Genomic DNA, 23,523 nt, shown 5'->3' with positions numbered 1-23,523 from the left:
TCTACTATAGTCTTATTTCTAGCGTTTATCATAAAAAAAGGATACATCTCTTACTTTTCTAAGTTTCAAATCTACTATAGTCTTATTTCTAGCTAGCCTCTGCAAGTCTGTATATGCTGTCTTTCAATCTGTTTCAAATCTACTATAGTCTTATTTCTAGCTGTCTGAAACTAATGAAACTGGAGTATCTGCTTCATGTTTCAAATCTACTATAGTCTTATTTCTAGCGTTTATCATAAAAAAAGGATACATCTCTTACTTTTCTAAGTTTCAAATCTACTATAGTCTTATTTCTAGCTAAATTCAACGTTTGGGAGCTCTTTACTCCGCTCTACTTGTTTCAAATCTACTATAGTCTTATTTCTAGCTGTGGAGGTTGCAGGTCAGTGTGTGTTTAAAGGAGTTATGTTTCAAATCTACTATAGTCTTATTTCTAGCCCTTTTTTAAAATCTAATAACGTCATTGATTATAGTTTCAAATCTACTATAGTCTTATTTCTAGCTTCAACTTCCGTATTACTTGGAAGACCTACCATATTGTTTCAAATCTACTATAGTCTTATTTCTAGCTATCAATTGATACGAATTCAATCACGTATAACTCATGCTCGTTTCAAATCTACTATAGTCTTATTTCTAGCTGAAACAATGAACGAAAATGAAAAATGGGATTATGCTGGTTTCAAATCTACTATAGTCTTATTTCTAGCTAACCCTGGGGCGGTACGTTTTCGGAATTCCTGGCTATGTTTCAAATCTACTATAGTCTTATTTCTAGCTTGTACATTACGCTGATAGCATTAGTGCTTCGCTAATTGAGTTTCAAATCTACTATAGTCTTATTTCTAGCTTACCGCCAATCCACAGAAATAATAAAATACAAAATGTTTCAAATCTACTATAGTCTTATTTCTAGCTTTTTAACGAGTGATAAAAGTAATTTACTCGCATTACTGTTTCAAATCTACTATAGTCTTATTTCTAGCTTTTCTTGACTATTGGAACTTTTAGAATTTTTATTATTTTGTTTCAAATCTACTATAGTCTTATTTCTAGCCTTATTCGATACCTCCTCAAGAGACTAAAAATGTATGTTTCAAATCTACTATAGTCTTATTTCTAGCTAAAATCACTTAAAGGTATTAACTTTATGTGGTTTGGTTTCAAATCTACTATAGTCTTATTTCTAGCTGAATGTGTAATTGAATAATATAATCTATTAAACATAATGTTTCAAATCTACTATAGTCTTATTTCTAGCGTTGTTATTATCGTTTTTAATTTCTTCTACTGGTTCGTTTCAAATCTACTATAGTCTTATTTCTAGCTGACATATTCATATTTGTCGAAGAAAGACAAGAAAAAAATGTTTCAAATCTACTATAGTCTTATTTCTAGCAAATATTGTGCAGAACATTGTAAGAAATTTATTTCCCGTTTCAAATCTACTATAGTCTTATTTCTAGCAGAGAAAAGAGAAATAAATAATTTATCCTAAATAAGAGTTTCAAATCTACTATAGTCTTATTTCTAGCAGAAGTAATAAATACAAAAAATAGTATATTATGCATAATGTTTCAAATCTACTATAGTCTTATTTCTAGCCCCTTGTTTTAAGCTCATTACTGCAACACCATCTTCGTTTCAAATCTACTATAGTCTTATTTCTAGCCTTATTTTATCCCCTGCTTTCGCTTTATATTCAAATTCGTTTCAAATCTACTATAGTCTTATTTCTAGCACAGGAGTGCTATGGTTTGACAACGTAATTAAATCAGCAGTTTCAAATCTACTATAGTCTTATTTCTAGCATATCAATACTATGTCGTCTTTTTCTAATTTCAAGTTTCAAATCTACTATAGTCTTATTTCTAGCCCATATACCTTATGTAAATACCGATATTGTACCCGAGTTTCAAATCTACTATAGTCTTATTTCTAGCATGAATGAAGATTATTATCATCCACTTTTGAATTACACGTTTCAAATCTACTATAGTCTTATTTCTAGCTAGAGTACATCTGTCAACGACTAACGACGGACTTATGAAAAGTTTCAAATCTACTATAGTCTTATTTCTAGCCATTCGTAATTTCAAATTATCAATTATATTATAGGAATAGTTTCAAATCTACTATAGTCTTATTTCTAGCGAATTACCATATCGTGAGTATATTTGTTTATGATGAGTTTCAAATCTACTATAGTCTTATTTCTAGCAAGCTTCACAATCCTTAATTTTAAGGTCTGTAATTTGTTTCAAATCTACTATAGTCTTATTTCTAGCTAATAACATCATAATACTTTCTAAATCGATATCCAGTTTCAAATCTACTATAGTCTTATTTCTAGCACATCGTGTCCAAATACATCCCAAGCACAAGCGTTTCAAATCTACTATAGTCTTATTTCTAGCATATATATATTTTTATTATTCATTTTGCACCTCTTCGTTTCAAATCTACTATAGTCTTATTTCTAGCTTTGGTGTTAATGTTATATAATGCTCCGTATTTGTATGTTTCAAATCTACTATAGTCTTATTTCTAGCTTGATTTGATTATGCAATGCACGTGCTTTATAATATTCGTTTCAAATCTACTATAGTCTTATTTCTAGCTGAAAATAATAGCAATTGCTTGTGCCGACAAATTTGAGTTTCAAATCTACTATAGTCTTATTTCTAGCACGAATACGATAATGTAGAAACAGAATCCAACCCTGGTTTCAAATCTACTATAGTCTTATTTCTAGCAATTGAATTTTATATCGAAATTCTCAATGTAGTAAGTTTCAAATCTACTATAGTCTTATTTCTAGCAAAGCGTCAGGTGTATGTTCTACGCTAAATGTCGTGAAGTTTCAAATCTACTATAGTCTTATTTCTAGCTAAATATCGTCCTACATCGTTATGTTTGTCATCAAGGTTTCAAATCTACTATAGTCTTATTTCTAGCATAGTGCATACAAAATATATACAAGTATAGACTGATATTTCAAATCTACTATAGTCTTATTTCTAGCATTCTTTTATATGATACTATACTCCATCCTATGTAGTTTCAAATCTACTATAGTCTTATTTCTAGCCAGAATATGTTGGTAAGAAGTTACAAATTAGACAAGCCGTAGGTTTCAAATCTACTATAGTCTTATTTCTAGCAACAATATAATGAATACATTGAAGAAATTAAAAACGCGTTTCAAATCTACTATAGTCTTATTTCTAGCTTTGGAGAAATTGCAGAAAATCTAAACGTCTCAGAGTTTCAAATCTACTATAGTCTTATTTCTAGCATAGATAACAAAGAGGTGCTAATCCCTACTACCAATGTTTCAAATCTACTATAGTCTTATTTCTAGCTTATTGAACTAATTCAGCTCGGAGATATCGAGCACGTTGTTTCAAATCTACTATAGTCTTATTTCTAGCTGCAATAACATTATATTATAAAGATAATGTATTATGGTTTCAAATCTACTATAGTCTTATTTCTAGCCATATATGACCTATTAAGGCATAAATACGATGCAGTTTCAAATCTACTATAGTCTTATTTCTAGCAATTTGAACGAAGATTAATTCAACAAAGAGTTAATAGGTTTCAAATCTACTATAGTCTTATTTCTAGCTTTGACACTTCAAAAGCTGTTCAGTTAGTATCAGTGTTTCAAATCTACTATAGTCTTATTTCTAGCAGGGGTACCCTATGGATAATGACGAGGTGTAAACTGTTTCAAATCTACTATAGTCTTATTTCTAGCTTATAAAAGAGGGGTTATAATGTGTAACAATAACGTTTCAAATCTACTATAGTCTTATTTCTAGCGAAGTTCAGGAAGTTCTGGTTCAAGTGGCTCTTCAGGGTTTCAAATCTACTATAGTCTTATTTCTAGCAAAGCAGGAGATAAATTAAGATTATATGCTAAAGCGTTTCAAATCTACTATAGTCTTATTTCTAGCTAACATACATCCAATTAAATTCTATTATTCCATATAGTTTCAAATCTACTATAGTCTTATTTCTAGCAGTTATTTGATAATTTAACCGCCCCTTTGAATCAATTGTTTCAAATCTACTATAGTCTTATTTCTAGCAAGACCCTTTTATTATGGGGCTTATGAATGGGTAAGGGTTTCAAATCTACTATAGTCTTATTTCTAGCTTGATTTACTGCCTAATAATGATACAATAACGTCATTTAGTTTCAAATCTACTATAGTCTTATTTCTAGCAAATTACCAAAAGCATATTATAAACTAACGTCAAAGTTTCAAATCTACTATAGTCTTATTTCTAGCAATTTGCCCTAATTCTATACATTTTAATACGTTCATTATGTTTCAAATCTACTATAGTCTTATTTCTAGCACGTGTTATATTTGCTCCTTTTGGTATAAATATGTTGTTAAATCGCTCCGTTTGAAAACAAAAATCTCGAATCTATAATAATGTGGTTTATTTATAATAGTTCGAGACGTTTTCAAAATCTGCAGATTTGTTATAATGTAATAACATATGGATATTTTAACTATTGGTCGTTAAATAAACTTTAATTTTTAACAATATCCGTATTTTTTACAGGATATTTAATTATGTGTATAAATTAATATATTTATATTTATAAATTATTTGCAAAATATGGGCAATACGAGACTTTTAATTATTTAATTAATTAAAAAATAAAAGATTTTTAAATGATATTTGATTTTATGATTTACAAAATATCTGTTAATTCATTTTTATCCACGCCTAATATCTTTCTATTAATATATTTTGAAGTATTGGAACTAAAAATTATAACACTGTCGTAATCTTCGTCTATTATATTTTTTAATCCAATTTTAACCGTTTCAAATTCTGATTTGGTTAATTCACCCTCAAATACACTATTTTGTACCCAGGTCATATATGTTCTAAGAAATTTTTTCACTTTATTGACACGTTCAACTGAAACGTCATATACTATTATTGCATACATTTTACATTACACCCTCCCTATTACCACCAAATTACAAATGGTTCATACTGTTCTATCCCCATAATATGCTTTTCAAGCTTATAGCATTCTAATCTTAAAAGTCTCTGGTAAGAAACATTTCGATTTAACTTCCTATGTTTAATAGTTTTTTGTAGTCTTTCATTATATTTACTCAAAAATATTGCCCTACCTTCGTCATTTAATAGACAGGAATTTAGGTCCTTTTCAAAATGATTTTCGTTAATTATTTTTTTATTTACCAGGTTAAATATGAGTCTGTCTACAAATATGGGTTTAAAAACATCTGCAATATCCAATGCTAACGAGTATCGTCTTTCATAAGGCTCGTGAAGATAAGAAACTGAAGGATTTAAATGCGTATTGAATATTTCCGAAATAACGGTCGAATATAGGAGTGAGTTTCCAAAGCTTATTAAAGCATTTATTTCATTTTCGGGAGGTCTTCTCGACCTTTTTTCATATTTAAAATTCTTGAAAATATTGTCAAAATTGTTGTAATAGTCATTTCTCATAAGTGCTTCTACATTCATAATGTCAGTAATCCTATTAACTTTTTGAAGTGCTGTTATGTACTTTTCTTTGTCATAATCAAGCTTATATCTACTTAAATTTTTTGATATGTTTAAAATGCTTCCTTTTACGAATTCTTTTGCTATATAATGTCTTTTGTCAGAATTTAAATAATTTTCACTTTGTTGTACAATCACTTTCCCAGAATAATTTTCACCTTTTGGGTAGAAAGTACCAACATAATTTCCATATCTACCGAAATAGTGGATAGGTATGTTGTATTTTGCTAAAAGAATAACTACACTTGAAGTAAAAGAAACTTCCTTATAGCAATATAACGCATAAATTTTTTCAACGGGAATGGGCGTTTTTTTACCTTTTGTATCCATAAAATAAACCGTATTTTCTTTTCTGTATAATTTACCCTCTGAATTTAAGTATTTATTGTATTTCATAAGTCCCCTCTTTTAGTTTATTATCCTTAATTTTATCTTAATTTATTATTGTTTAGTATTGATTAATATTTTAGTTAATTTAATTAATTTAATTAATTCAATAATTCAATAATTCAATTAACTTAAAATTGCAAACTACCATTTATGAAAAACAAAATTCATAATATGCACATTTCTTACAATATTTTTTCTTTTTTGGAGGTATTATTAAATTAGAATTACGTATTTTTTCAATTTCTTGGATTACGGGAATTAAATTTTTAATATTTTCATCATTAAGGGTTATTTCTTTCTTTTTATTTTGATTTGGGTAGTTAATAACTCCTTTTGATTCAATACCTAATTTTTTTAAATAATATATATAGTACAAAATTTGATAATAATCTGCAAGTTCCATTTTATCAGATTTTTTTACTTCGTGAATTTCAATAAAATCCTCTTTCTTATTCTTTTTGATAAAATCGATTGCAATCTTATTTATGATAACTTCTTTGTCTTTATTAGACCTATAACTGGTTTCGTGCAATAATTTTCCCAATTCTACGTTTTCGTGGTTTTTTTCAAGCCCCATATTGTTCATAAATAAAAATAACTTAGTTTTACAGATAAAATAGTAGTTAATTTCAATTCCCCGTACATTTAATTTATTAAGTTCTTTTTCAAAATCTATATTTGTTTTTTTCATTTTTTTTACCCAAGTTAATTTAAATGCAAAATTACACTAATAAACTAATAATATGTTAAACAAAAAATAAATTAATAAATTAATAAATTAGTAAATTAGTAAATTAGTAAAAATATAAAAATATAAAAATATAAAATAATAGGTAATTAAATGTATTATAAAATACAATTATTTGAATTAGATTCTTTAGTTAAATTAATACCAATTTTAGAGTTATATTCACAATCTACCACATATGCATTAGATTTTTTTAATTTTTCAATAACCTTGGAATTTGAAATCATATTGTATTTCATATCGACAAGTAAATCACGAGCGTGGATATAATCGTTGTTTTCAATCAACCTATCGAACTCAGAACGGTCTTCAAGTGGAAGAACTTGACATCTGCTTTGACTATTATCTATTAATTCGTCGACCCAGTCTTTACCGACGCCTGCGACCATAGTTTCTTTAAAATTGACCAAATATTTATAATTTAATCCTTCTGTAAAACTACGCTCTTCTTCTTCATTATACCCATTTTTATATATTGTATTTACAATTTCCAAAAGATTCATTTCAGATAATACATTTTTAGAACTTTTTGCAATTTTTTCTAATTCGTAAACGGTGTTTTGGACTCTTTCGGAATTATAAATATCAATTTTGGAGTTTTGATTTGAAAATATGAATATGTTTGCAGGTTCTCTTTCACCCTTACGGTTAACCCGCCCAAATCTTTGAGCAAGTGCGTCCATAGGTGCAGGTTCGGTAAACATTACATCATAATCTATGTCTAATGAAACCTCTATAACTTGCGTAGAAACTACTATATCAGGTAATAGTGTTCTATCCTCTATTATTAACCGTTTTTCTTTATCTTTACGGTCTTTTTTATTAAATCGACTATGTAATAACATTAAAATATCATTACCTTCATCGTAATTTTTATTATTATTTTTATTATTTTTACTATACTTGTTAGACTTATTAGACTTATTAGCCTTATTAGCCTTATTAGTTAATTCGTAATATTTTTGAGAATTTTCATATAGATATTTATCTAACATCTCATAAATTTTTTGAGCAGTTCGAACGGTATTTGCAATTATCAATATTTTTTTATTATCGTTTAATAATTCCAAAATATAACTCATATCTAAATTATCCAAAATATTGCCTGAAACAACGTTTATTTTATGCCTTTTCTTATCTAAAATTTTTCTATCTGCCGGGTCATCTTCATTCAAATTTATTTCTTCAATATCGGGAATATTTTCTTTTATTTTTTCTTTTAAAAATTCTGGAAATGTTGCTGACATAAAAGCTACTTTTGCACCCATTTGAGTAAGTAATTTAGCGGTAGATATTGTTAAACCTGCCAATTTTGGTTGAAATGCGTGAATTTCGTCATAAATAATAATACTGTTCTGAAATTCAGATAAAAAGAACTCCCAGCCCCTACCTCGTAAACTAAACCTTAATAACTGATGAGGGGTACAAACTCTAAATTGATAGTACATTTCTCTTGATAAACTGGATAATTCACTTGCCATTTTTGATAACTTCGAAATATCTTTTTCACTATCTTTGGTATATTTCTTATTGTCATTTTTATTATCTTCATCCATATCTTCTAAAAGTCCATAGTAATAAGATAGTGAATTAGAGTGTAATACTCCAATATTATGTACGTTAGTGATTTTACCGTCTGACGTACCTAATAGAGATAATCGTTGATGCATTGCATTTATTGACGCAGTATATGGCAATACATAAAAAACTCTTGAATAAGGTTTGAAATTATTTTTTAACCACAATAATACAGCTTCTGTTTTTCCAGAACCCGTCGGTGCAACAAGCATTAAATTATTGGTGCAATTTTCACATTTATTTTGAAAAGGTCTTTTTTGATGCCCTTCTTTTAAAATATGGTAATTTTCCATATTTTTAAGCATTTCTGGTATTTCAATATGTCCTGAAGCCAGATGGTCAGCAGACATAAGTATTCCCCGATATAAAGCCGCTAAATATCTGCTATCGTATGACATATTTTTTAGTTGATTATTCCATTTATTAACATCATTATTTGCATAAAACCATTTTTTAGACAATATCTCTTTTGCACTTAATTTATAATCTAAATTGTTGCTATTTTTGGGATAATTAATATAATTTAATAAATTATTTGATAAAATTGTTATTTCTTCAATATTTTGATTAAATTCATCTATCATTTTTAAATATGTTTCGTGATACCCTTCATCTTCTTCTTCATCATCATCAAAATCATCATACGGTAATATTATATCATATTTAAAATATCTCGAAGATAAATCTATTAAATTATTTTCCGGAATATATTTGTGATGCATAAGCACAGAAAATATTTGTTCATCGGACAAATCAAATTTTTTTAAAAATAATGCAGATAAAATTTCATGACGTTTACCCCATTTTTTATTCTTTGTCAATAAATCTTGAAAACCAGTAGCAGATTTGCCAATATCGTGAAATAAAAGAGGTAAAGTAAGATTATTTTTTAATTCTCTTTTTATTTCATCGTCAAAGGGTAAATTATTTATTATTTTTATACCAGTATTGTAAGTATTTATAGAATGGTCATATAATGTTTCAAAAGGTTTACTTTTTGCAAAAAGCATTAATATCCACCTAATTTATGTAAATAAATTACTTCATTATCACTAACTATTTCGATATTGGTAGTATTTCCATCGTCATTGTATGTAGTATTTATTTGATACAAATTGTCCATTTCTATATCTATACCTTTTTTTGAGTGGGGCGTAGCGATATATATCTGTGGAGTTTCAAATGTTCTATTATGCCCATAACCATATTTTTTAGAGTTTTCACAGTCGTAATTATAATAGTAGTCTGTGGCTTGTATTAGCCTACCAGGAACTGTTTTACCTTTTAAACTATCGATAGGTACTAAAGTAGCTTTTATTTTACCATTGGTTATATTTTCTGCGTCAATTTCCTCTATTTTAGTTATCCACGCTACATCTTGAGACCTACCTAATGAAGGTGTCCATACAGGATTTAAAAAATACTCTTTTAAATTCAAATTTGATAAATAAATATCTAATATAGGCTTTATATGAAATTCTCGAGCCGTGACACTGTTTTCTGAATTTTGTTTTAATAAACCACCATCGTATTTAAGTCGGTGCGTAGTTTCTAAATCTTTACCTTTATTTTCATAGGAATATTTAAAACCGATTTTTGTTTCATCTCTTTGTAATTCCCTGCCCATACAGGAGCTTATAATTCCTACAATTGTTGAATAAAGGGGCACGGGGATACTGACCATTGTCCCAGAGTTTATATTTGGCATTTTGAATGTAGCGGTGTAAGCTTGAAACTGTACGTGTAATAATTTCATATTTTCACCAAATAGTTTATTTTTAGTTATTTTAACATACGTTATGTAAAAATTAGAGTTTAAAAATAATAAATAAAAGTTGATATTTAAAATTTTTAAAATTCATTTTCATTAAATTTATTAACTACTTCAATAGGTGATGCAATTTCAAACTCTAAGCCTAAATCATTCTCAATTTCTTTGAGTGCTTTTATTTCTTCCTCATTTGAAACATAACCTTTTCTTATACCAATATATACTTTTCCAGTTATTCTATCCTTATAATCTGATAAAATTTCCTTTAAAACATCTATTTTTAATTTTAAGTTGTTTTTTTCATCACATTCAAACAAATTGTTAAATATTGGATTTGCAGATTGCATAGGTGCCATAATAATCACTTTTGGAGCTACATCAGTACCAAAAGCAGCCTGTTTTGCACCCCCTCTTAATACAGATAAAGCTTTTAAAATTCCCGCAATCCTCTCTTTTCTCTGTTCTTCTAAGTTAGTTAATTGATATCTTTTCCAACCTTTAGATTCATTTTCAACGTCAACGTCTAAAACTTCGATTAAACCTTCATTTAAATAATCGTAGGCTTTAGCGTCATCTAACTCTACTCTATCGCCCCTATTATCAAATATACCAATTCTATTGCATTCTATACAAAATAAACCTTCAAGGCAGGTATTATAAAATTCTGTCGTATAAGGTACTGGAGACCCATTTTTAATATGCACAAATGCGTCATCTTTTGTTAAAACCCCTGTTTTTTTAACTGATTTCAAAATCGTTGCTACAAAAGGTGATTTTCTAATTACTGCCCTAACTTTTGGTATTCCAATTCTTTTAGCCTCTTCTTTTTCATTCTTTTGAGCTTCCTTACTTTTTGCAGACATATAACCAAATATATCGTCTTCAGGGCATAATATAGGGTTTAAATCACCTGCTACTTTATTTGTGTTTCCCTTATCATTTACGTCTATTCCTTTTATTTCACTTTTCTTCCACTCATTTTCTTCCACTGCCGTATTTCTTAACCACCTTTTCCAGGACTGAGTTGATACATAAGGTATTGTATGTTTACCATCTTTCATTTTTTTAATCACTACTGTGGTCTTATCCTCCCCTGCACCTAATCCTGCACCGTTTAAAAAGCTCGCATTCGCATCAATTACAAAAGTTCCCGCAATATTGTTAAATTTCATATTATCACCAAATTATCTTTTTTGATTAAATTTAATAGATTAATACTCGATAATTAATTAGTAGTTAATATTTTTAATTAGGTCTAATTTTTAACTATTTTTTGATACATATTGATTGTAAAGCTCTGCAAAAGCTAATCGCAACTGATAAAGAAGTTCATATTTCGCATATATGCTATTATTACCTTCATAATTTGAGATAAATTCCAACCAGCCATCATAATTTAATTTTAAATTATTTTTATTTTTATTTTTATTTTTTATTTTATTTTTTATTTTATTTTCATCAGTAATTTGATAATTTTCTGCGAGTCTAAAAAATGAATCTTCCAACCATTTTAATCCATTATTTTTAATATCGCCCTCTAAAACATTCTTTTTAAAGTTATTAAATCCATTTCCACCTTTTGTTGCATTTTTATCTTCAACGTAATAGTAAAAATAAAGCTCTGCAAAACTTTTTATTTTAGAGTCCATTTTTTTAGAAGAAATTTTATATATATCATATTTTGAATCTTGCAAATCAAACTCTTTAGAAATATCGTTTTTAATCACATATTGATTGTAAAGCTCTGCAAAAGCTAATCTTAACTGATAAAGGAGTTCATAAGTTTTTAAATCGCCATTTTCATCATATATAAATGAAATCCAATTATCACTTTCATCATAGATTTTTTTAGCATCTTCCTCAAATAGTTTCATAAATTCAAAATTATTTATGCTTTCTAACGTACCATAAACTTCCATTAGCCTATTTAGTGAATTTTCTAACCAATACATTTTTTTAGAATAATTATTGGTCATTTCTTCGTTTAATATGAATTTTTTAAATTTTTTAATACCTTTTCCCGCACCATTTTCCATATCTTCAACATAATAGTAAAAATAAAGCTCTGCAAAACTTTTTATTATGGAATTCGTCTTTTTAGAAGAAATTTTATATGTTAAATTTTCCGGATTAATTATAAAATTTTCGGTATTTTTTAAATTATCTACATTATTCACATTACCCTCATTACCCTCATTATTCACTTATTTCACCTCCATTTAATCCTTCTTTGAATTTATTGATGTAAAATGTAATTGGCAAATAATCGTCATATTTATTAGTTTTTAAATAAAATCCTTTGTTATTGAAAAATTCCATATATTCGTCATAGGTTAATATACCATTTAATATCATTTCGTAAACTAATTTTTTCAAATCAACTACATTCTGTCGCTCTTTAAAAGCATCGCCTTTTGAAATTTTATCAATGAATTTTTTATCTTTATTATTTATAAACTCTTTAGCAATTTTTTTAGCAATTTCTAAATATAAATCACTTCTTTTAACGACTTCCCTCTGATAAAATTCATATAATTCAATACTAACGCCATTAAATTTTTTATAGGGGTAAAGATATAAATAATCTTGATTATTGACGATATTTTCAAAAAGTTGTCTTGATTTGTCATTAATTATTACAGTATAAAATTCATCTATGAAATCTCTTCGAGAAATCTTTTTTAGAAATAATAACGTTTCATTTGGAATTTCGTAAACTTCACAGTCTGGACTGGTTCCCCCATTACTATACATCCAAATGTATAATTCTATGTTTTTCAAGTCCAAATTTTTCCGATATTCCTTTAGCTCTCCAAAATATTGCATTAAAGTTTTGTAGAATAAATTTCCTTCTTTTTTACCAGGTATTTCTCGCTTATCATCTTCAAAATTCACGCCTTTGGTATTCTCATTATATAATTTATTGACCAAATCTCTTGCTAATTCTGTAGAATTAGATTCCAGACATATTAATTTGCCTTTCATTAACATCGTAGATAGGGGTAAAAAGTTAACTGCAAATAAACACTTTGGGCATATATGCGGAGCTTTTGATGATGCAGGCAATATTTGAGCGTCATTTCCATAACTGCCAATTAGTGGAAATAATTCTCTTCCAATAAATTTCTCAAATTTATCGTTTTTTTGAGGTTCTAAGCCTGATTTAATCTGAGTATTTATCCAAATATCGGTAATATCTTCAGAATATTCTTCTCCGCATACCATACATACAGATTTTTTATTGGTGTTATAATTACTATTACTATTACTATTACCATTACAATTACTATTATTTTCTTTGCAGGTATTTTTGGTAATATCTTTGTTAATAGATTCTATTAAACTAATCAAATAATTCTTATAAAATTTTCGTTTATCTCCCTTAAAACTCGGCTGTTTTAATGGCCCATTCATTCCAAATACCATTGTATAGGCTTTTATTGAATCACAACGGTATATGAATTCATCGTTAGCAACGTTGTATAAATCATCTATTGATATTTCATTTATTTCTTTATCAAGAATGCCAGATATACAATATATGCCGTGATTTACAAACGGATTACCAGTCATTTTAAAAATTGACACAATAATGCCCCCTAAATTTATATAAGTACATATTATAATTTTTTTTAATTATTAATTTATTAATTTATTAATATTATTATTAATTTTATTATTTCCATATTTAATTAGCACTTATATGAATATTTATCAATCATTCCGAAACCCATTGAGTTTAATTCTCCCAATCCGCACTCATATGCGAATTTAATTAAATCTTCATCACCGCTTATTTCAAATTTTAAGTTAGAACATCTTTGAAAGCTGTCTTTAATTTTAACTCGCTTGGATTTAGCTTCCGATATATTTATATCAAAATCCAAATCGCAGTTTTCATAATCTTTATCATAAAATAAAGAATATTTTCTCTTTAAATTATTTTTCAAATTTTCGTGAAATTTTTCACTATTTTCCTGAGGTAATATGTCATATATTTTTAGCCCTTCTGTATTATCAATCCCATTTCTTTCTTTCTTAGTACGTAATAATACCGGAGAAATAGTTTTCATCTTTTTGATGTTTGAATTATATCCTTTTTCATTTAGTACGCCCACTACATCAAGTTTGGTATTGTTAATTTGCATATACCCCACTTTAAATAAACCTTGCAATAAATGAGTCATTAATTCATCATTGGGCGAGGATACTTTAAAGAATGCGTTTCCATCTTTGCATATTATTCCATTTTTACCAACTTTTGAATTTGGCATAAATAACCAGGAGTGTGTAAAAAATTTAAAATCTTTAGATTTGTGCAGATTTTCTGCAAATTCTTTATTATTGTCGTACATACAGTTATATAACGCAGTAGACAACTGGTACTGGTAATTAAAAGGTATTGTCGTATTTTTTTCACATTTTAAGTTAATACTTATCCTCATAGGATTACCTCTTTAAAATCATTTAATAAGCTAATTATTCAATAATACAGTATATTTAAGTAATTATTTAAATAATGGTATTATTTGATATCCTACCTGCTAAAACTATCACTAAAAATGGAATTAAAAAACAATAAAAGAAAAATCTATAATATAAAAGAACTAATCAAAATAATTATTTCATAACATTATACATCATCAACTGAGTAATCAGTCAACTATATATATTATAATATCCATATATTAAATTGACTAATCAGTCATACATAAATAATGCTGAGAAAATAAATATTGAAAAAAATGAATAAATTAAATCAAAAAAGGGGAGCTAATATGACATCAAATGATTTAAGCGATAGTGCAATATTCCCAAAAGGAATGGAAATTCCGGAAATATTCAGCGAGTATTTTTCGGGAAAAGTATGGCTCAGTATGTTAGTGGATAGGGACAATGAATTTAACTGTCCAATCGGAAATGTAACATTTGAACCGGGCTGTAGAAATAACTGGCATAAACATCCAGGAGGACAAATTTTGCTTATTACTGGTGGGCGTGGTTATTATCGGGAAGAAGGAAAGCCTGCAAGGGAGCTTAAAGCTGGAGATGTTGTCGAAATTCCTAAAAATGTGAAACACTGGCACGGGGCAGCGGCCGATAGCTGGTTTGTACATTTATCTGTGGAGACAAATTCGCAGTTAGGTTCTGTAGAATGGTTAGAACCAGTTTCTGATGAAGAATATAATAAATTAAAATAAATAGATAACTAAAAATTAGAATATATAAAAATTAGAATATATAAAAATTAGAATAAATAAAAATTAGAATAAATAAAAAAAATTAAAATAACGTATACTAAATTACTTGTACTTAAAAGAAATAACCATTTTAAATTATTTGGGTGAAACTATGGAATTAAAAAACAATAACTCTACTAATGTAGATGTTAACGGTCTTACATTTGAATTAAGTGAAAATGTAAGCATTCAAAAAATTATGTTTAAAAACAAATTCGGAGTGGAAGTTGCTGGACACTTGTATTTATCAAAAGACCTTGATACGTCGAAAAAATACCCTGCAATCGTTATAGGAACACCTTATGGCGGTGTAAAAGAACAGGGTGCTGGCATATATGCTCAAAATATGGCACAGCGAGGTTTTGTTGCTTTAGCATTTGACGAATCATACAATGGTGAAAGCAAGGGAGAACCACGACATATTTCATCACCGGACTTATTTGTTGAAGATTTTAGTGCTGCAGTTGATTTTATAGGCACCAGAGATTTTGTAGATAGGGAAAAAATTGGAGCAATTGGCATTTGTGGAAGTGGGGGATTTTCAATTACTGCTACACAAGTTGACCCACGTATCAAAGCAGTAGCAACTGCAAGTATGTATGACATAAGTGGTATGTTTAGGGAAGGGTTTGGAAAAACACTAACTGACGAACAACGTGCTGAAATGATGGTTCAAATGGCAAAACAGCGATGGGTTGACTTTGAAAATGGAAGTCCATTAGTACCGGAAGGGTTCCCAAGAACACCTGCAGATTCAATTCCTGAAGGATTAGACCCAGTTAGTAGCGAATTCTTTGAATATTATGCAATGAAAAGAGGATTTCACATAAATGCAGGAGCTTCATTCACTGCTACGAGCGGAATGTCTTTTATGAACTTCCCTTTAATGAACTACATCGAAACCATATCTCCGAGACCAATTTTATTTATCATCGGTGAGAATGCTCACTCGAGATACTACAGTGAAGATGCGTATGAACGAGCTGCTGAACCAAAAGAGCTTTACATAGTCCCTAATGCAAGACATATTGACTTGTATGACGGAGGAGATAATAATTACATTCCATTTGATAAATTGGAAGAATTTTTTAAAAAATATTTGAAATAAGGACAGGTATTTATTATGGGTCAAAATATTAACGATAACTTAAATAATATGGGCAATTTGAATAATTTGAATAATTTGAATAAATTAGATAAGTTAGATAAATTAGATAAAATACATTGCAAGGGGACAATTCCCCTTAAAACCAAATATTATGAATGTAATGGGCAAAATGAGAATATAAAAACATATGATAACTTAAAATTAGATGAAGAGCGTGCACTATACAATATACACAATGCAAAAATTATAAATTGCATATTTGATGGCCCTCTTGATGGAGAATCTGCTTTAAAAGAAAGTAGTAATATATATGTTTCAAATTGTGATTTCAGGCTTCGTTATCCTTTTTGGCACGTTGAAAACGCCCAAATAGATAATAGTCGTATGACAGATACGTGTCGTGCTGCACTTTGGTATATTAAAAATTTGAAAATAAATAACTGCCATTTAGGAGGCATTAAAGCATTAAGGGAATGTGAAAATGTCCTTATTGATAATAGCACCATTAATTCAGCGGAATTTGGTTGGTTATCTCATAATATGGAACTAAAAAATACAGAACTTGAGTCTGAATATCCATTCTTACATAGTAAAGACCTTTTATTTGATAACTTCGTATTAAATGGGAAATACTCCTTTCAATATGTGGAAAATGTTGAAATTAAAAACTCTCGTCTGAATACAAAGGATGCTTTTTGGCATAGTAAAAATGTCATAGTCTCAGATAGTATTGTAAAAGGTGAATATCTGGGCTGGTATTCTGAAAATCTTAAATTAATCCGCTGCAAGATAATTGGAACTCAACCACTTTGTTATGCAAAAGGTTTGGTTTTAGAAGATTGTGAGATGACTGATTGTGATTATTCCTTTGAATATAGCGATGTTAATGCCGTAATCAATGGTTCAATAACAAGCGTGAAAAATCCAAGAAGTGGGCACATTGTTGCAGACTATATTGACGATATAATAATAGATGAAAATCAAAAACAAGATAATTCTAATTCTAATTATAATCCTCATTGTAAGGGGGATAATTTAAATAGTTCTTGTATAATTGAAGTTCGAAAAAACAAGATAATTAATAATTTAAGAAAATATGATTAATAAACATTAAAACAAAACTACTCATATATTTTTATAGGTTAAATTTTGGGGTAAAATATATGAAAATTAATTCTAAAAATAATACTATAAAAGAGATAACAATTTTTTTTATAGTATTTTTGCTAACAATTTTCATAACAGGATGTATCGAACAAAATAATAATTATGGTAAAGATATTACCAATTCAACTAATGATAAAGTATTGTGCAATACTCAAATTTTAGAGGACTCAAAAATGAAAATTAGCATCGAATCAAACGGGAAAAAAACATTTTTTGAGCTTAATGACAGTCAAGCTGCCAAGGAATTTTATGAACAATTACCATTAACGAGTGAAGTTAAAGATTACAGTAATAACGAAAAGATATTTTACCCCCCTAAAAAACTTAATACGACCAATACACCTTTAGCAAATGCAAAATTTGGTACACTCGCGTATTATGCACCCTGGGGAGATGTGGTAATCTTTTATGATAGTTTTGGGTCAGCACGTGGACTATATGAATTAGGGAACGTCATTTCAGGTGGCGAAAATATAGAAAATATGTCTGGCACAATAAAAATTGAAAAAGTTTAAAAATAGTAATATTCTTAGATTCACTCATTAATATTATATCTATAATATTCATATCTAAATTAAACTATCTTTTAAAGGAAAAAAGGATTAATTAGTTCATTATCATATTTATATATAATTTCTATATTTTAGTTATGGTTAGTTTTTTATTTATTTTTAAGAATTATATATTATAAAATTATACCTAATTACGGTATGCTTATCACATAATATTAACACTATCTTGTGGCAAAAAATAAATTTTCAAGTTTTAAGATTGATAAATCATAAATACTAGCTCAATTAATTAAATTATTAAACATTATTACAATTAAGTGGCTAATCAATTAGGACGAGATAAGTATGAAAGGAAATATTGAAGACAAAAGAAAAGCTGTAATGGGTGCTGCATTGAAACTTTTTACAGAACGTGGATTTCACGGAACTTCCACAGCTCAAATTTCAAAAGAGGCAGGCGTAGCTACAGGTACACTCTTCCATTACTTCCCAACGAAAGAAGACTTAATAAACAACTTGTATTTTGAAGTAAAGGGTGATTTAAGTCGAACAATGGTAAAAGACCTTGAATCACAACATAATTTTAAAGATAAAATGAAAAAAATATGGTATAATTTAACTAAATGGGGATTAAATAACCATAACGAATTTATTTTCGTTGGACAATTTTGCAATTCCCCTTACATATCAAATTTTACCCGGGAAGAAGTGATGAAAGAATATGTATTTTTACATACACTAATTGAAAGTGGGATAAAAAACGGATACGTTAAAGAATTACCTTCCGAATTAGTCATTGCAATGTTTTATCAAAATAGCAGAACTGTAGTAGAGGTAATTAATAATGTAGGTTCTTCAAAAAATGAATCTAAACTTATCGAAGACGGTTTTGAAATAATATGGAATGGTTTTTCTAATAATTAAATTTATTCGTTATTTATTACTATTATTATTGGAGTTTATTATTATTTTTTTCTTTTAAATATATTTAATTTTTAATTTTACAGGTAATAATTGTATTAAAAACTAACAAATAACTAATACTGTTTTTAATTTTTTTCATAAAATATATAAACATTTAATTAAAGATTTTTAATATCAAATTTGCATATTTATTATATTGTATTACTAATTTAATTATATAATTATATACAGGTGAAATTATCGAAGAATTGGAAAAGATATTAAAAGATTATACTCGCATTATGGATGAAGAAATTCATACTCATTCAGAAATAATCCGTGTTATAAAGCCTTTAATGTATTATGGAGAATATGAAAAGGTTAAAGCCTTAATTAATAGAGAATTGGCTTACAATGGTTCAAGTGGCTCTATGAATATGTATTATGCGTATATAGAATATATAAACGGAAATCAGGAAACTTCTAAAAAATATATTGAAAATATTTTAAATAATAGTAATCGTCTTTATGATAGTGATGAATATATTCAGTATATGATAGACAATTCTAAGGATAAAAAAACAGAATTTAAAAATTTTTACAATGAAATACTGTATTCTAATAGGTATAAGCAAGATGTTAAGGAAATAGAGGACGAAATAGATAATTATTATACGAAAAAGCAAAATGATAAAGTCGTCGAACTTATTGATATTTTGTTGAATAATAAAAATTATGCGAAATATATCGATGTAAACTATTATCGAGATTTTAGGAATAACTTGAAAGGATATTCAATAACTAAAAGAGATAATATTGATAAAATTAAAAATAGAACTGATAGACAATATCAAAAAATTAGTGAAAATAAAATTAATAAAATTAATAAAATTAATAAAAATAATACTAAAAATAAAAATAGTGGAAGTAAAAATATATTTTCAATTAAAAATATGGGAATACTTGCAATAATAGTTTTAGTTGCTATAGTCGCTGTAAACCAAAATACAATAATTTCAATGTTCCAAAATCAGGATTCGACGAGTTATACACATCCAAAGGAAGAAATTTATGGATATTATGATGATTACGATAATAACAATATAATTAATATGTACGACTATTCAAAAGCTTTATTGCAACCTAAATATTTAAATGAGATACCAAAATTAAGTTATTTGCAATCTGACAACGTTTTGGAAACTACCATTAATTTAGCAAACTTCCAAGCTAAAAACTTTGAATACAATGAAACAAGGGCAAATCAGGACGATTATGGTAGGCCGTATACACCTTTTGAAATGTATATGTTAAAAAGTGGTATTTGTGCGGATTATACATTATATACTGCTGCATACTTGTTAAATTCGGGATATACTCCCTATATAATAGAACTTGAAGAATATGGTAAAGAAGAAAAGGAAGGGCACAGTTTTACAGCGATAGAATATAACAATAATTATTATGCAATAGACCAAGTAAACACCGTTTTTAACTTAGGTAATCACTTAAACAACTATGATATTGAAAATTTAACAATATACAAAGTAGAATTAGAAAATAATGAAACAATAGTTTCAATAGTTCAAGATACAAAAGATATGACTAAAAAAAGGTATATAACGCCGTATATGTTAAATTTAGCAACCTCAAATTTAAATAATGATTTAGAAAATAAGGGTGTAAAAATTGATAATAATTTGACTAATGAATATTTGCCTTTAAATTATAAATCTGGCGAGCAAATAAATTATTACTTGGAAGATTTAGCGCCTGAATTAAAATATAATTATTATTTAATCGTTGAAAATGAATTGGAAAAACATAAGGGTTATAAAGGAGTTTACACAACGTTTAAAAACAATATTGAAGATAATTCAAAAGAATATCCTTATATTTTAGAAATTAATATTGGATATTAATTTTTCTTTTATTTATTTTAATATACTATCTATTAATATTATAACAAACATAAATGTAAAGATAATAAAAGAAATACTCTTAAATTAATAAATATAATCAAAATATCTTTATATTGAAAAATAAAATAGTTAATTAACTACTAACACATAATAACTAAATAATTAATAACTAAATAATTAATAACTAAATAATTAATAATTAACGATTATTATTATTATTATTATTATTATATTGAGAGGTTGAAACATATGGAATGGTTATTATTACCCATTGTTGGGCTAATTATATTATTTATAATTATTAAATCAGTAGTAATTGTAAATCAGTATGAATTAGGATTAATTTTTAGATTGGGAAAAGTGGTTGGAAGTTTAAGACCTGGTGTGAACTTAATAATTCCATTTATCGATAATGCGATAAAAGTGGATGTGAGGACAAAAGTAATTGACGTACCGCCTCAAGAAATGATTACAAGGGATAACGCAGGAGTTACCACTGATGCAGTTATTTATTACCGAGTAATGGACGTTAACAGGGCAGTTCTTGAAGTTCAAAACTACCAGTATGCCATAGTAAATTTAGCTCAAACGACACTTAGGGCGATTATTGGAAGTCTTGAGTTAGATGAGGTATTGAATAAAAGGGAATTCATAAACAACAAGCTTTTAGAATCCCTTGACAAAGATACAGACAGTTGGGGGGTAAAAGTTGAAAAAGTAGAACTTAGGGAAATCGACCCACCTACGGATATTAAGAACGCAATGACTCAACAGATGAAGGCAGAAAGGCTTAAAAGGGCAGCTATTTTGGAAGCTGAAGGTGAAAGACAAAGTAAAATCCTTAGGGCACAAGGTAATGCAGAAAGTATTAAAATTGAAGCTGAAGGTCAGGCTAAAGCAATCCAAACAGTTGCAGAAGCTGCACAAATGTACTTTAAAGAGGAAGCACAACTTTATAAATCTCTTGACGTTGCAAATAGCGTTTTAAAAGAAAATTCGAAGTATATCATTTCTGAAAATATAATGGACGTTGCTAAAAACTTTTTAAATTCAAAAAAGAATTAATGCTGTAAAAATAAAGTAAATAATTAAATAATTAATAATTACTTAATAGATAATTAATACTAAATTAGTACAAATACAGGGGATAATATCAAAATAATAATTAAAGAATACGAAAATAAGGATTTAAAGGAAATGATGGATATTTGGAATAATATAGTAGATGAAGGTATTGCATTTCCAAATGATAAAAGCCTAAATCTTGAAAGTGCTTCAGAATTTTTTTCAAGCCAAACTTACACGGGCGTAGCAATTGACAATAGCGAGGTAGTGGGGTTATATATTCTTCACCCAAACAACGTTGGAAGATGCGGTCATATCGCAAATTCGTCTTACGCCGTTAAGCAAGGTCAACGTGGTAAAAGTATTGGCAAAAAATTAGTAAAACATTCTTTAGAAATAGCAAAGCAAAAAGGATTTAGATTACTTCAATTTAATGCAGTAGTTGCTTCTAATGAAGTGGCACTCCATCTTTATAAAAAATTAGGATTTAAACAGCTTGGGATTATTCCAGGCGGTTTTTTATCGAAAGATAACGAATATTTAGACATTATCCCTCATTATATTGAATTATAATTTAATATAATAATCTTTTTTAAATTTCCTTTTTAAATTTCCTTTTTTTATTTTTATATTTTTTTAAAAGTTTAATCAATAGCTTAGTTAATCGCTTTTAATATATTTTGCATATCCTTTTTCAATTCCACCGTGCAATTCTTTGGCCAATTCCTTTAATTTGATAATTGTATCCTCAGAATCTCCGTATTCTTTGATAATGTTTACAAAAGCACTACCTACGATAATACCGTCAGCTCCTTGTGAAATCAAATTTTCAGCGTGTTTTTCGTTTGAAATTCCAAAACCAACATATAATTTACTATTATCACTACAGAGACTTTTTGCACGTTTTATAAAGTCAAAAGTCATTTTTTCAAATGAATCTCTTGTCCCAGTAATCCCAAATGTTGAAATCAAGTATAAAAACATCGTACTTGATTCATCTGAGTATATTATACGTTCATCAGGCGTATTTGGGGCTACAAGGAATATTGTTCCAAATTCGTGCTTTTTACAAATTTTTTGGTACTCTTCTGCTTCGTCAAGTGGCAAATCAACGATTATAAGCCCATTAGCCCCAGCTTTTTTTGCATCTATTACAAAGTCTTCAATTCCTCTGTTATATACAAGGTTGTAATAAGTCATTAAAACGACTGGAGTATCTGAATCTTTTCTAAATTCCTTTAAAAGGTCAAAAGATTGATTTATTTTAAATCCATTTGAAAGAGAGCGTACATTTGCTTCCTGAATTGTTGAACCATCTGCTACGGGGTCGCTGAATGGGATTCCAAGTTCAATAACTCCACAATATTCGTCGAGTGCTTTCATATATTTTAATGTAGCTTCAATATTTGGGTCCCCTGAAACTAAAAAACTAACTAAAATCGGTTTTTCGTTCAAATTGTTTAAATTTTTCATTCAAATTCCTCTTATAATTTTTATATTTTTATATTTTTATATTTTAATTTATTTTAATTTAGTTTACTTTAA

The 23,523-nt window shown here is 27.8% G+C and carries 18 protein-coding genes and 1 CRISPR repeat array; of the genes, 8 read left to right on the top strand and 10 right to left on the bottom strand.

Going from position 1 to position 23,523, the window contains the following annotated elements:
• Positions 1–62: 62 nt before the first annotated feature.
• Positions 63–4,374: a CRISPR direct-repeat array (repeat unit 31 nt; unit sequence GTTTCAAATCTACTATAGTCTTATTTCTAGC).
• Positions 4,375–4,720: 346 nt separating this feature from the next.
• The 9 genes from cas2 to cas6 form a co-directional block, all read right to left on the bottom strand.
• Positions 4,721–4,984 carry a CRISPR-associated endonuclease Cas2 gene (cas2, locus tag J3E06_RS07915; protein ID WP_013179944.1) on the bottom strand — a complete coding sequence of 88 codons (264 nt, stop codon included), beginning with the start codon at positions 4,982–4,984 and terminating at the stop codon, positions 4,721–4,723.
• A 20-nt stretch (positions 4,985–5,004) separates the two neighbouring features.
• A complete protein-coding gene (gene cas1b, locus J3E06_RS07910) occupies positions 5,005–5,970 on the bottom strand; it encodes a type I-B CRISPR-associated endonuclease Cas1b (RefSeq protein WP_013179945.1) in 966 nt (321 codons plus the stop codon).
• A 142-nt stretch (positions 5,971–6,112) separates the two neighbouring features.
• Positions 6,113–6,655 carry a CRISPR-associated protein Cas4 gene (cas4, locus tag J3E06_RS07905; protein WP_013179946.1) on the bottom strand — a complete coding sequence of 181 codons (543 nt, stop codon included), beginning with the start codon at positions 6,653–6,655 and terminating at the stop codon, positions 6,113–6,115.
• A gap of 155 nt (positions 6,656–6,810) precedes the next feature.
• Positions 6,811–9,300, bottom strand: coding sequence for a CRISPR-associated helicase/endonuclease Cas3 (locus J3E06_RS07900; protein WP_013179947.1), 2,490 nt, complete (start codon positions 9,298–9,300; stop codon positions 6,811–6,813).
• On the bottom strand, positions 9,300–10,046 hold the full coding sequence (gene cas5 / locus J3E06_RS07895; RefSeq protein WP_013179948.1) for a CRISPR-associated protein Cas5: 747 nt from the start codon (positions 10,044–10,046) through the stop codon (positions 9,300–9,302). The genes J3E06_RS07900 and cas5 overlap by 1 nt, the downstream gene beginning before the upstream one ends.
• Before the next feature lie 95 nt (positions 10,047–10,141).
• A complete protein-coding gene (gene cas7i / locus J3E06_RS07890; protein ID WP_013179949.1) occupies positions 10,142–11,233 on the bottom strand; it encodes a type I-B CRISPR-associated protein Cas7/Cst2/DevR in 1,092 nt (363 codons plus the stop codon).
• Positions 11,234–11,323: 90 nt separating this feature from the next.
• Positions 11,324–12,265, bottom strand: coding sequence for a hypothetical protein (locus J3E06_RS07885; RefSeq protein ID WP_013179950.1), 942 nt, complete (start codon positions 12,263–12,265; stop codon positions 11,324–11,326).
• Positions 12,258–13,649 (bottom strand): Cas8a1 family CRISPR/Cas system-associated protein, encoded by a 1,392-nt coding sequence (locus J3E06_RS07880; RefSeq protein WP_013179951.1) that lies wholly within the window; start codon positions 13,647–13,649, stop codon positions 12,258–12,260. Before J3E06_RS07880 ends, J3E06_RS07885 begins: the two co-directional genes overlap by 8 nt.
• A gap of 104 nt (positions 13,650–13,753) precedes the next feature.
• A complete protein-coding gene (gene cas6, locus J3E06_RS07875) occupies positions 13,754–14,506 on the bottom strand; it encodes a CRISPR-associated endoribonuclease Cas6 (RefSeq protein ID WP_013179952.1) in 753 nt (250 codons plus the stop codon).
• Positions 14,507–14,839: 333 nt separating this feature from the next.
• Between cas6 and J3E06_RS07870 the strand changes: the two genes are divergently transcribed.
• The 8 genes from J3E06_RS07870 to J3E06_RS07835 all read left to right on the top strand — a co-directional run bounded on the left by J3E06_RS07870 (position 14,840) and on the right by J3E06_RS07835 (position 22,551).
• Positions 14,840–15,262, top strand: coding sequence for a cupin domain-containing protein (locus J3E06_RS07870; protein WP_013179953.1), 423 nt, complete (start codon positions 14,840–14,842; stop codon positions 15,260–15,262).
• A 151-nt stretch (positions 15,263–15,413) separates the two neighbouring features.
• Positions 15,414–16,409: an alpha/beta hydrolase gene (locus J3E06_RS07865; RefSeq protein WP_048187089.1), complete on the top strand. Its 996-nt coding sequence runs from the start codon at positions 15,414–15,416 to the stop codon at positions 16,407–16,409.
• A 15-nt stretch (positions 16,410–16,424) separates the two neighbouring features.
• On the top strand, positions 16,425–17,513 hold the full coding sequence (locus J3E06_RS07860) for a DUF3737 family protein (protein ID WP_013179955.1): 1,089 nt from the start codon (positions 16,425–16,427) through the stop codon (positions 17,511–17,513).
• Between the two features lie 59 nt (positions 17,514–17,572).
• On the top strand, positions 17,573–18,091 hold the full coding sequence (locus tag J3E06_RS07855) for a cyclophilin-like fold protein (RefSeq protein ID WP_013179956.1): 519 nt from the start codon (positions 17,573–17,575) through the stop codon (positions 18,089–18,091).
• Positions 18,092–18,433: 342 nt separating this feature from the next.
• On the top strand, positions 18,434–19,012 hold the full coding sequence (locus J3E06_RS07850) for a TetR/AcrR family transcriptional regulator (RefSeq protein ID WP_013179957.1): 579 nt from the start codon (positions 18,434–18,436) through the stop codon (positions 19,010–19,012).
• A gap of 248 nt (positions 19,013–19,260) precedes the next feature.
• A complete protein-coding gene (locus J3E06_RS07845) occupies positions 19,261–20,913 on the top strand; it encodes a transglutaminase-like domain-containing protein (protein ID WP_048187096.1) in 1,653 nt (550 codons plus the stop codon).
• A gap of 249 nt (positions 20,914–21,162) precedes the next feature.
• Positions 21,163–21,978 carry an SPFH domain-containing protein gene (locus J3E06_RS07840; protein WP_013179959.1) on the top strand — a complete coding sequence of 272 codons (816 nt, stop codon included), beginning with the start codon at positions 21,163–21,165 and terminating at the stop codon, positions 21,976–21,978.
• Positions 21,979–22,065: 87 nt separating this feature from the next.
• On the top strand, positions 22,066–22,551 hold the full coding sequence (locus J3E06_RS07835; protein ID WP_013179960.1) for a GNAT family N-acetyltransferase: 486 nt from the start codon (positions 22,066–22,068) through the stop codon (positions 22,549–22,551).
• A gap of 87 nt (positions 22,552–22,638) precedes the next feature.
• Here J3E06_RS07835 and trpA read toward each other — a convergent pair whose 3' ends face one another.
• Positions 22,639–23,451 (bottom strand): tryptophan synthase subunit alpha, encoded by an 813-nt coding sequence (trpA, locus tag J3E06_RS07830; RefSeq protein ID WP_013179961.1) that lies wholly within the window; start codon positions 23,449–23,451, stop codon positions 22,639–22,641.
• Between the last annotated feature and the right edge of the window lie 72 nt (positions 23,452–23,523).

The sequence above is a fragment of the Methanococcus voltae genome, assembly GCF_024807655.1.
GTDB lineage: Archaea > AGJL01 > Methanococci > Methanococcales > Methanococcaceae > Methanococcus > Methanococcus voltae_D.
Note: the sequence above shows the minus strand (reverse complement) of the source record. Positions and strands in the feature narration are given on the sequence as shown.

Excerpts from the sequence above, each read along its gene's own strand:
- trpA (WP_013179961.1), bottom strand. The coding sequence starts at position 23,451 with ATGAAAAATTTAAACAATTTGAACGAAAAACCGATTTTAGTTAGTTTT.
- cas2 (WP_013179944.1), bottom strand. The coding sequence starts at position 4,984 with ATGTATGCAATAATAGTATATGACGTTTCAGTTGAACGTGTCAATAAA.
- J3E06_RS07865 (WP_048187089.1), top strand. The coding sequence starts at position 15,414 with ATGGAATTAAAAAACAATAACTCTACTAATGTAGATGTTAACGGTCTT.
- J3E06_RS07900 (WP_013179947.1), bottom strand. The coding sequence starts at position 9,300 with ATGCTTTTTGCAAAAAGTAAACCTTTTGAAACATTATATGACCATTCT.
- J3E06_RS07855 (WP_013179956.1), top strand. The coding sequence starts at position 17,573 with ATGAAAATTAATTCTAAAAATAATACTATAAAAGAGATAACAATTTTT.
- J3E06_RS07860 (WP_013179955.1), top strand. The coding sequence starts at position 16,425 with ATGGGTCAAAATATTAACGATAACTTAAATAATATGGGCAATTTGAAT.
- J3E06_RS07840 (WP_013179959.1), top strand. The coding sequence starts at position 21,163 with ATGGAATGGTTATTATTACCCATTGTTGGGCTAATTATATTATTTATA.
- J3E06_RS07870 (WP_013179953.1), top strand. The coding sequence starts at position 14,840 with ATGACATCAAATGATTTAAGCGATAGTGCAATATTCCCAAAAGGAATG.
- J3E06_RS07850 (WP_013179957.1), top strand. The coding sequence starts at position 18,434 with ATGAAAGGAAATATTGAAGACAAAAGAAAAGCTGTAATGGGTGCTGCA.
- cas7i (WP_013179949.1), bottom strand. The coding sequence starts at position 11,233 with ATGAAATTTAACAATATTGCGGGAACTTTTGTAATTGATGCGAATGCG.
- cas4 (WP_013179946.1), bottom strand. The coding sequence starts at position 6,655 with ATGAAAAAAACAAATATAGATTTTGAAAAAGAACTTAATAAATTAAAT.
- cas5 (WP_013179948.1), bottom strand. The coding sequence starts at position 10,046 with ATGAAATTATTACACGTACAGTTTCAAGCTTACACCGCTACATTCAAA.
- cas6 (WP_013179952.1), bottom strand. The coding sequence starts at position 14,506 with ATGAGGATAAGTATTAACTTAAAATGTGAAAAAAATACGACAATACCT.
- cas1b (WP_013179945.1), bottom strand. The coding sequence starts at position 5,970 with ATGAAATACAATAAATACTTAAATTCAGAGGGTAAATTATACAGAAAA.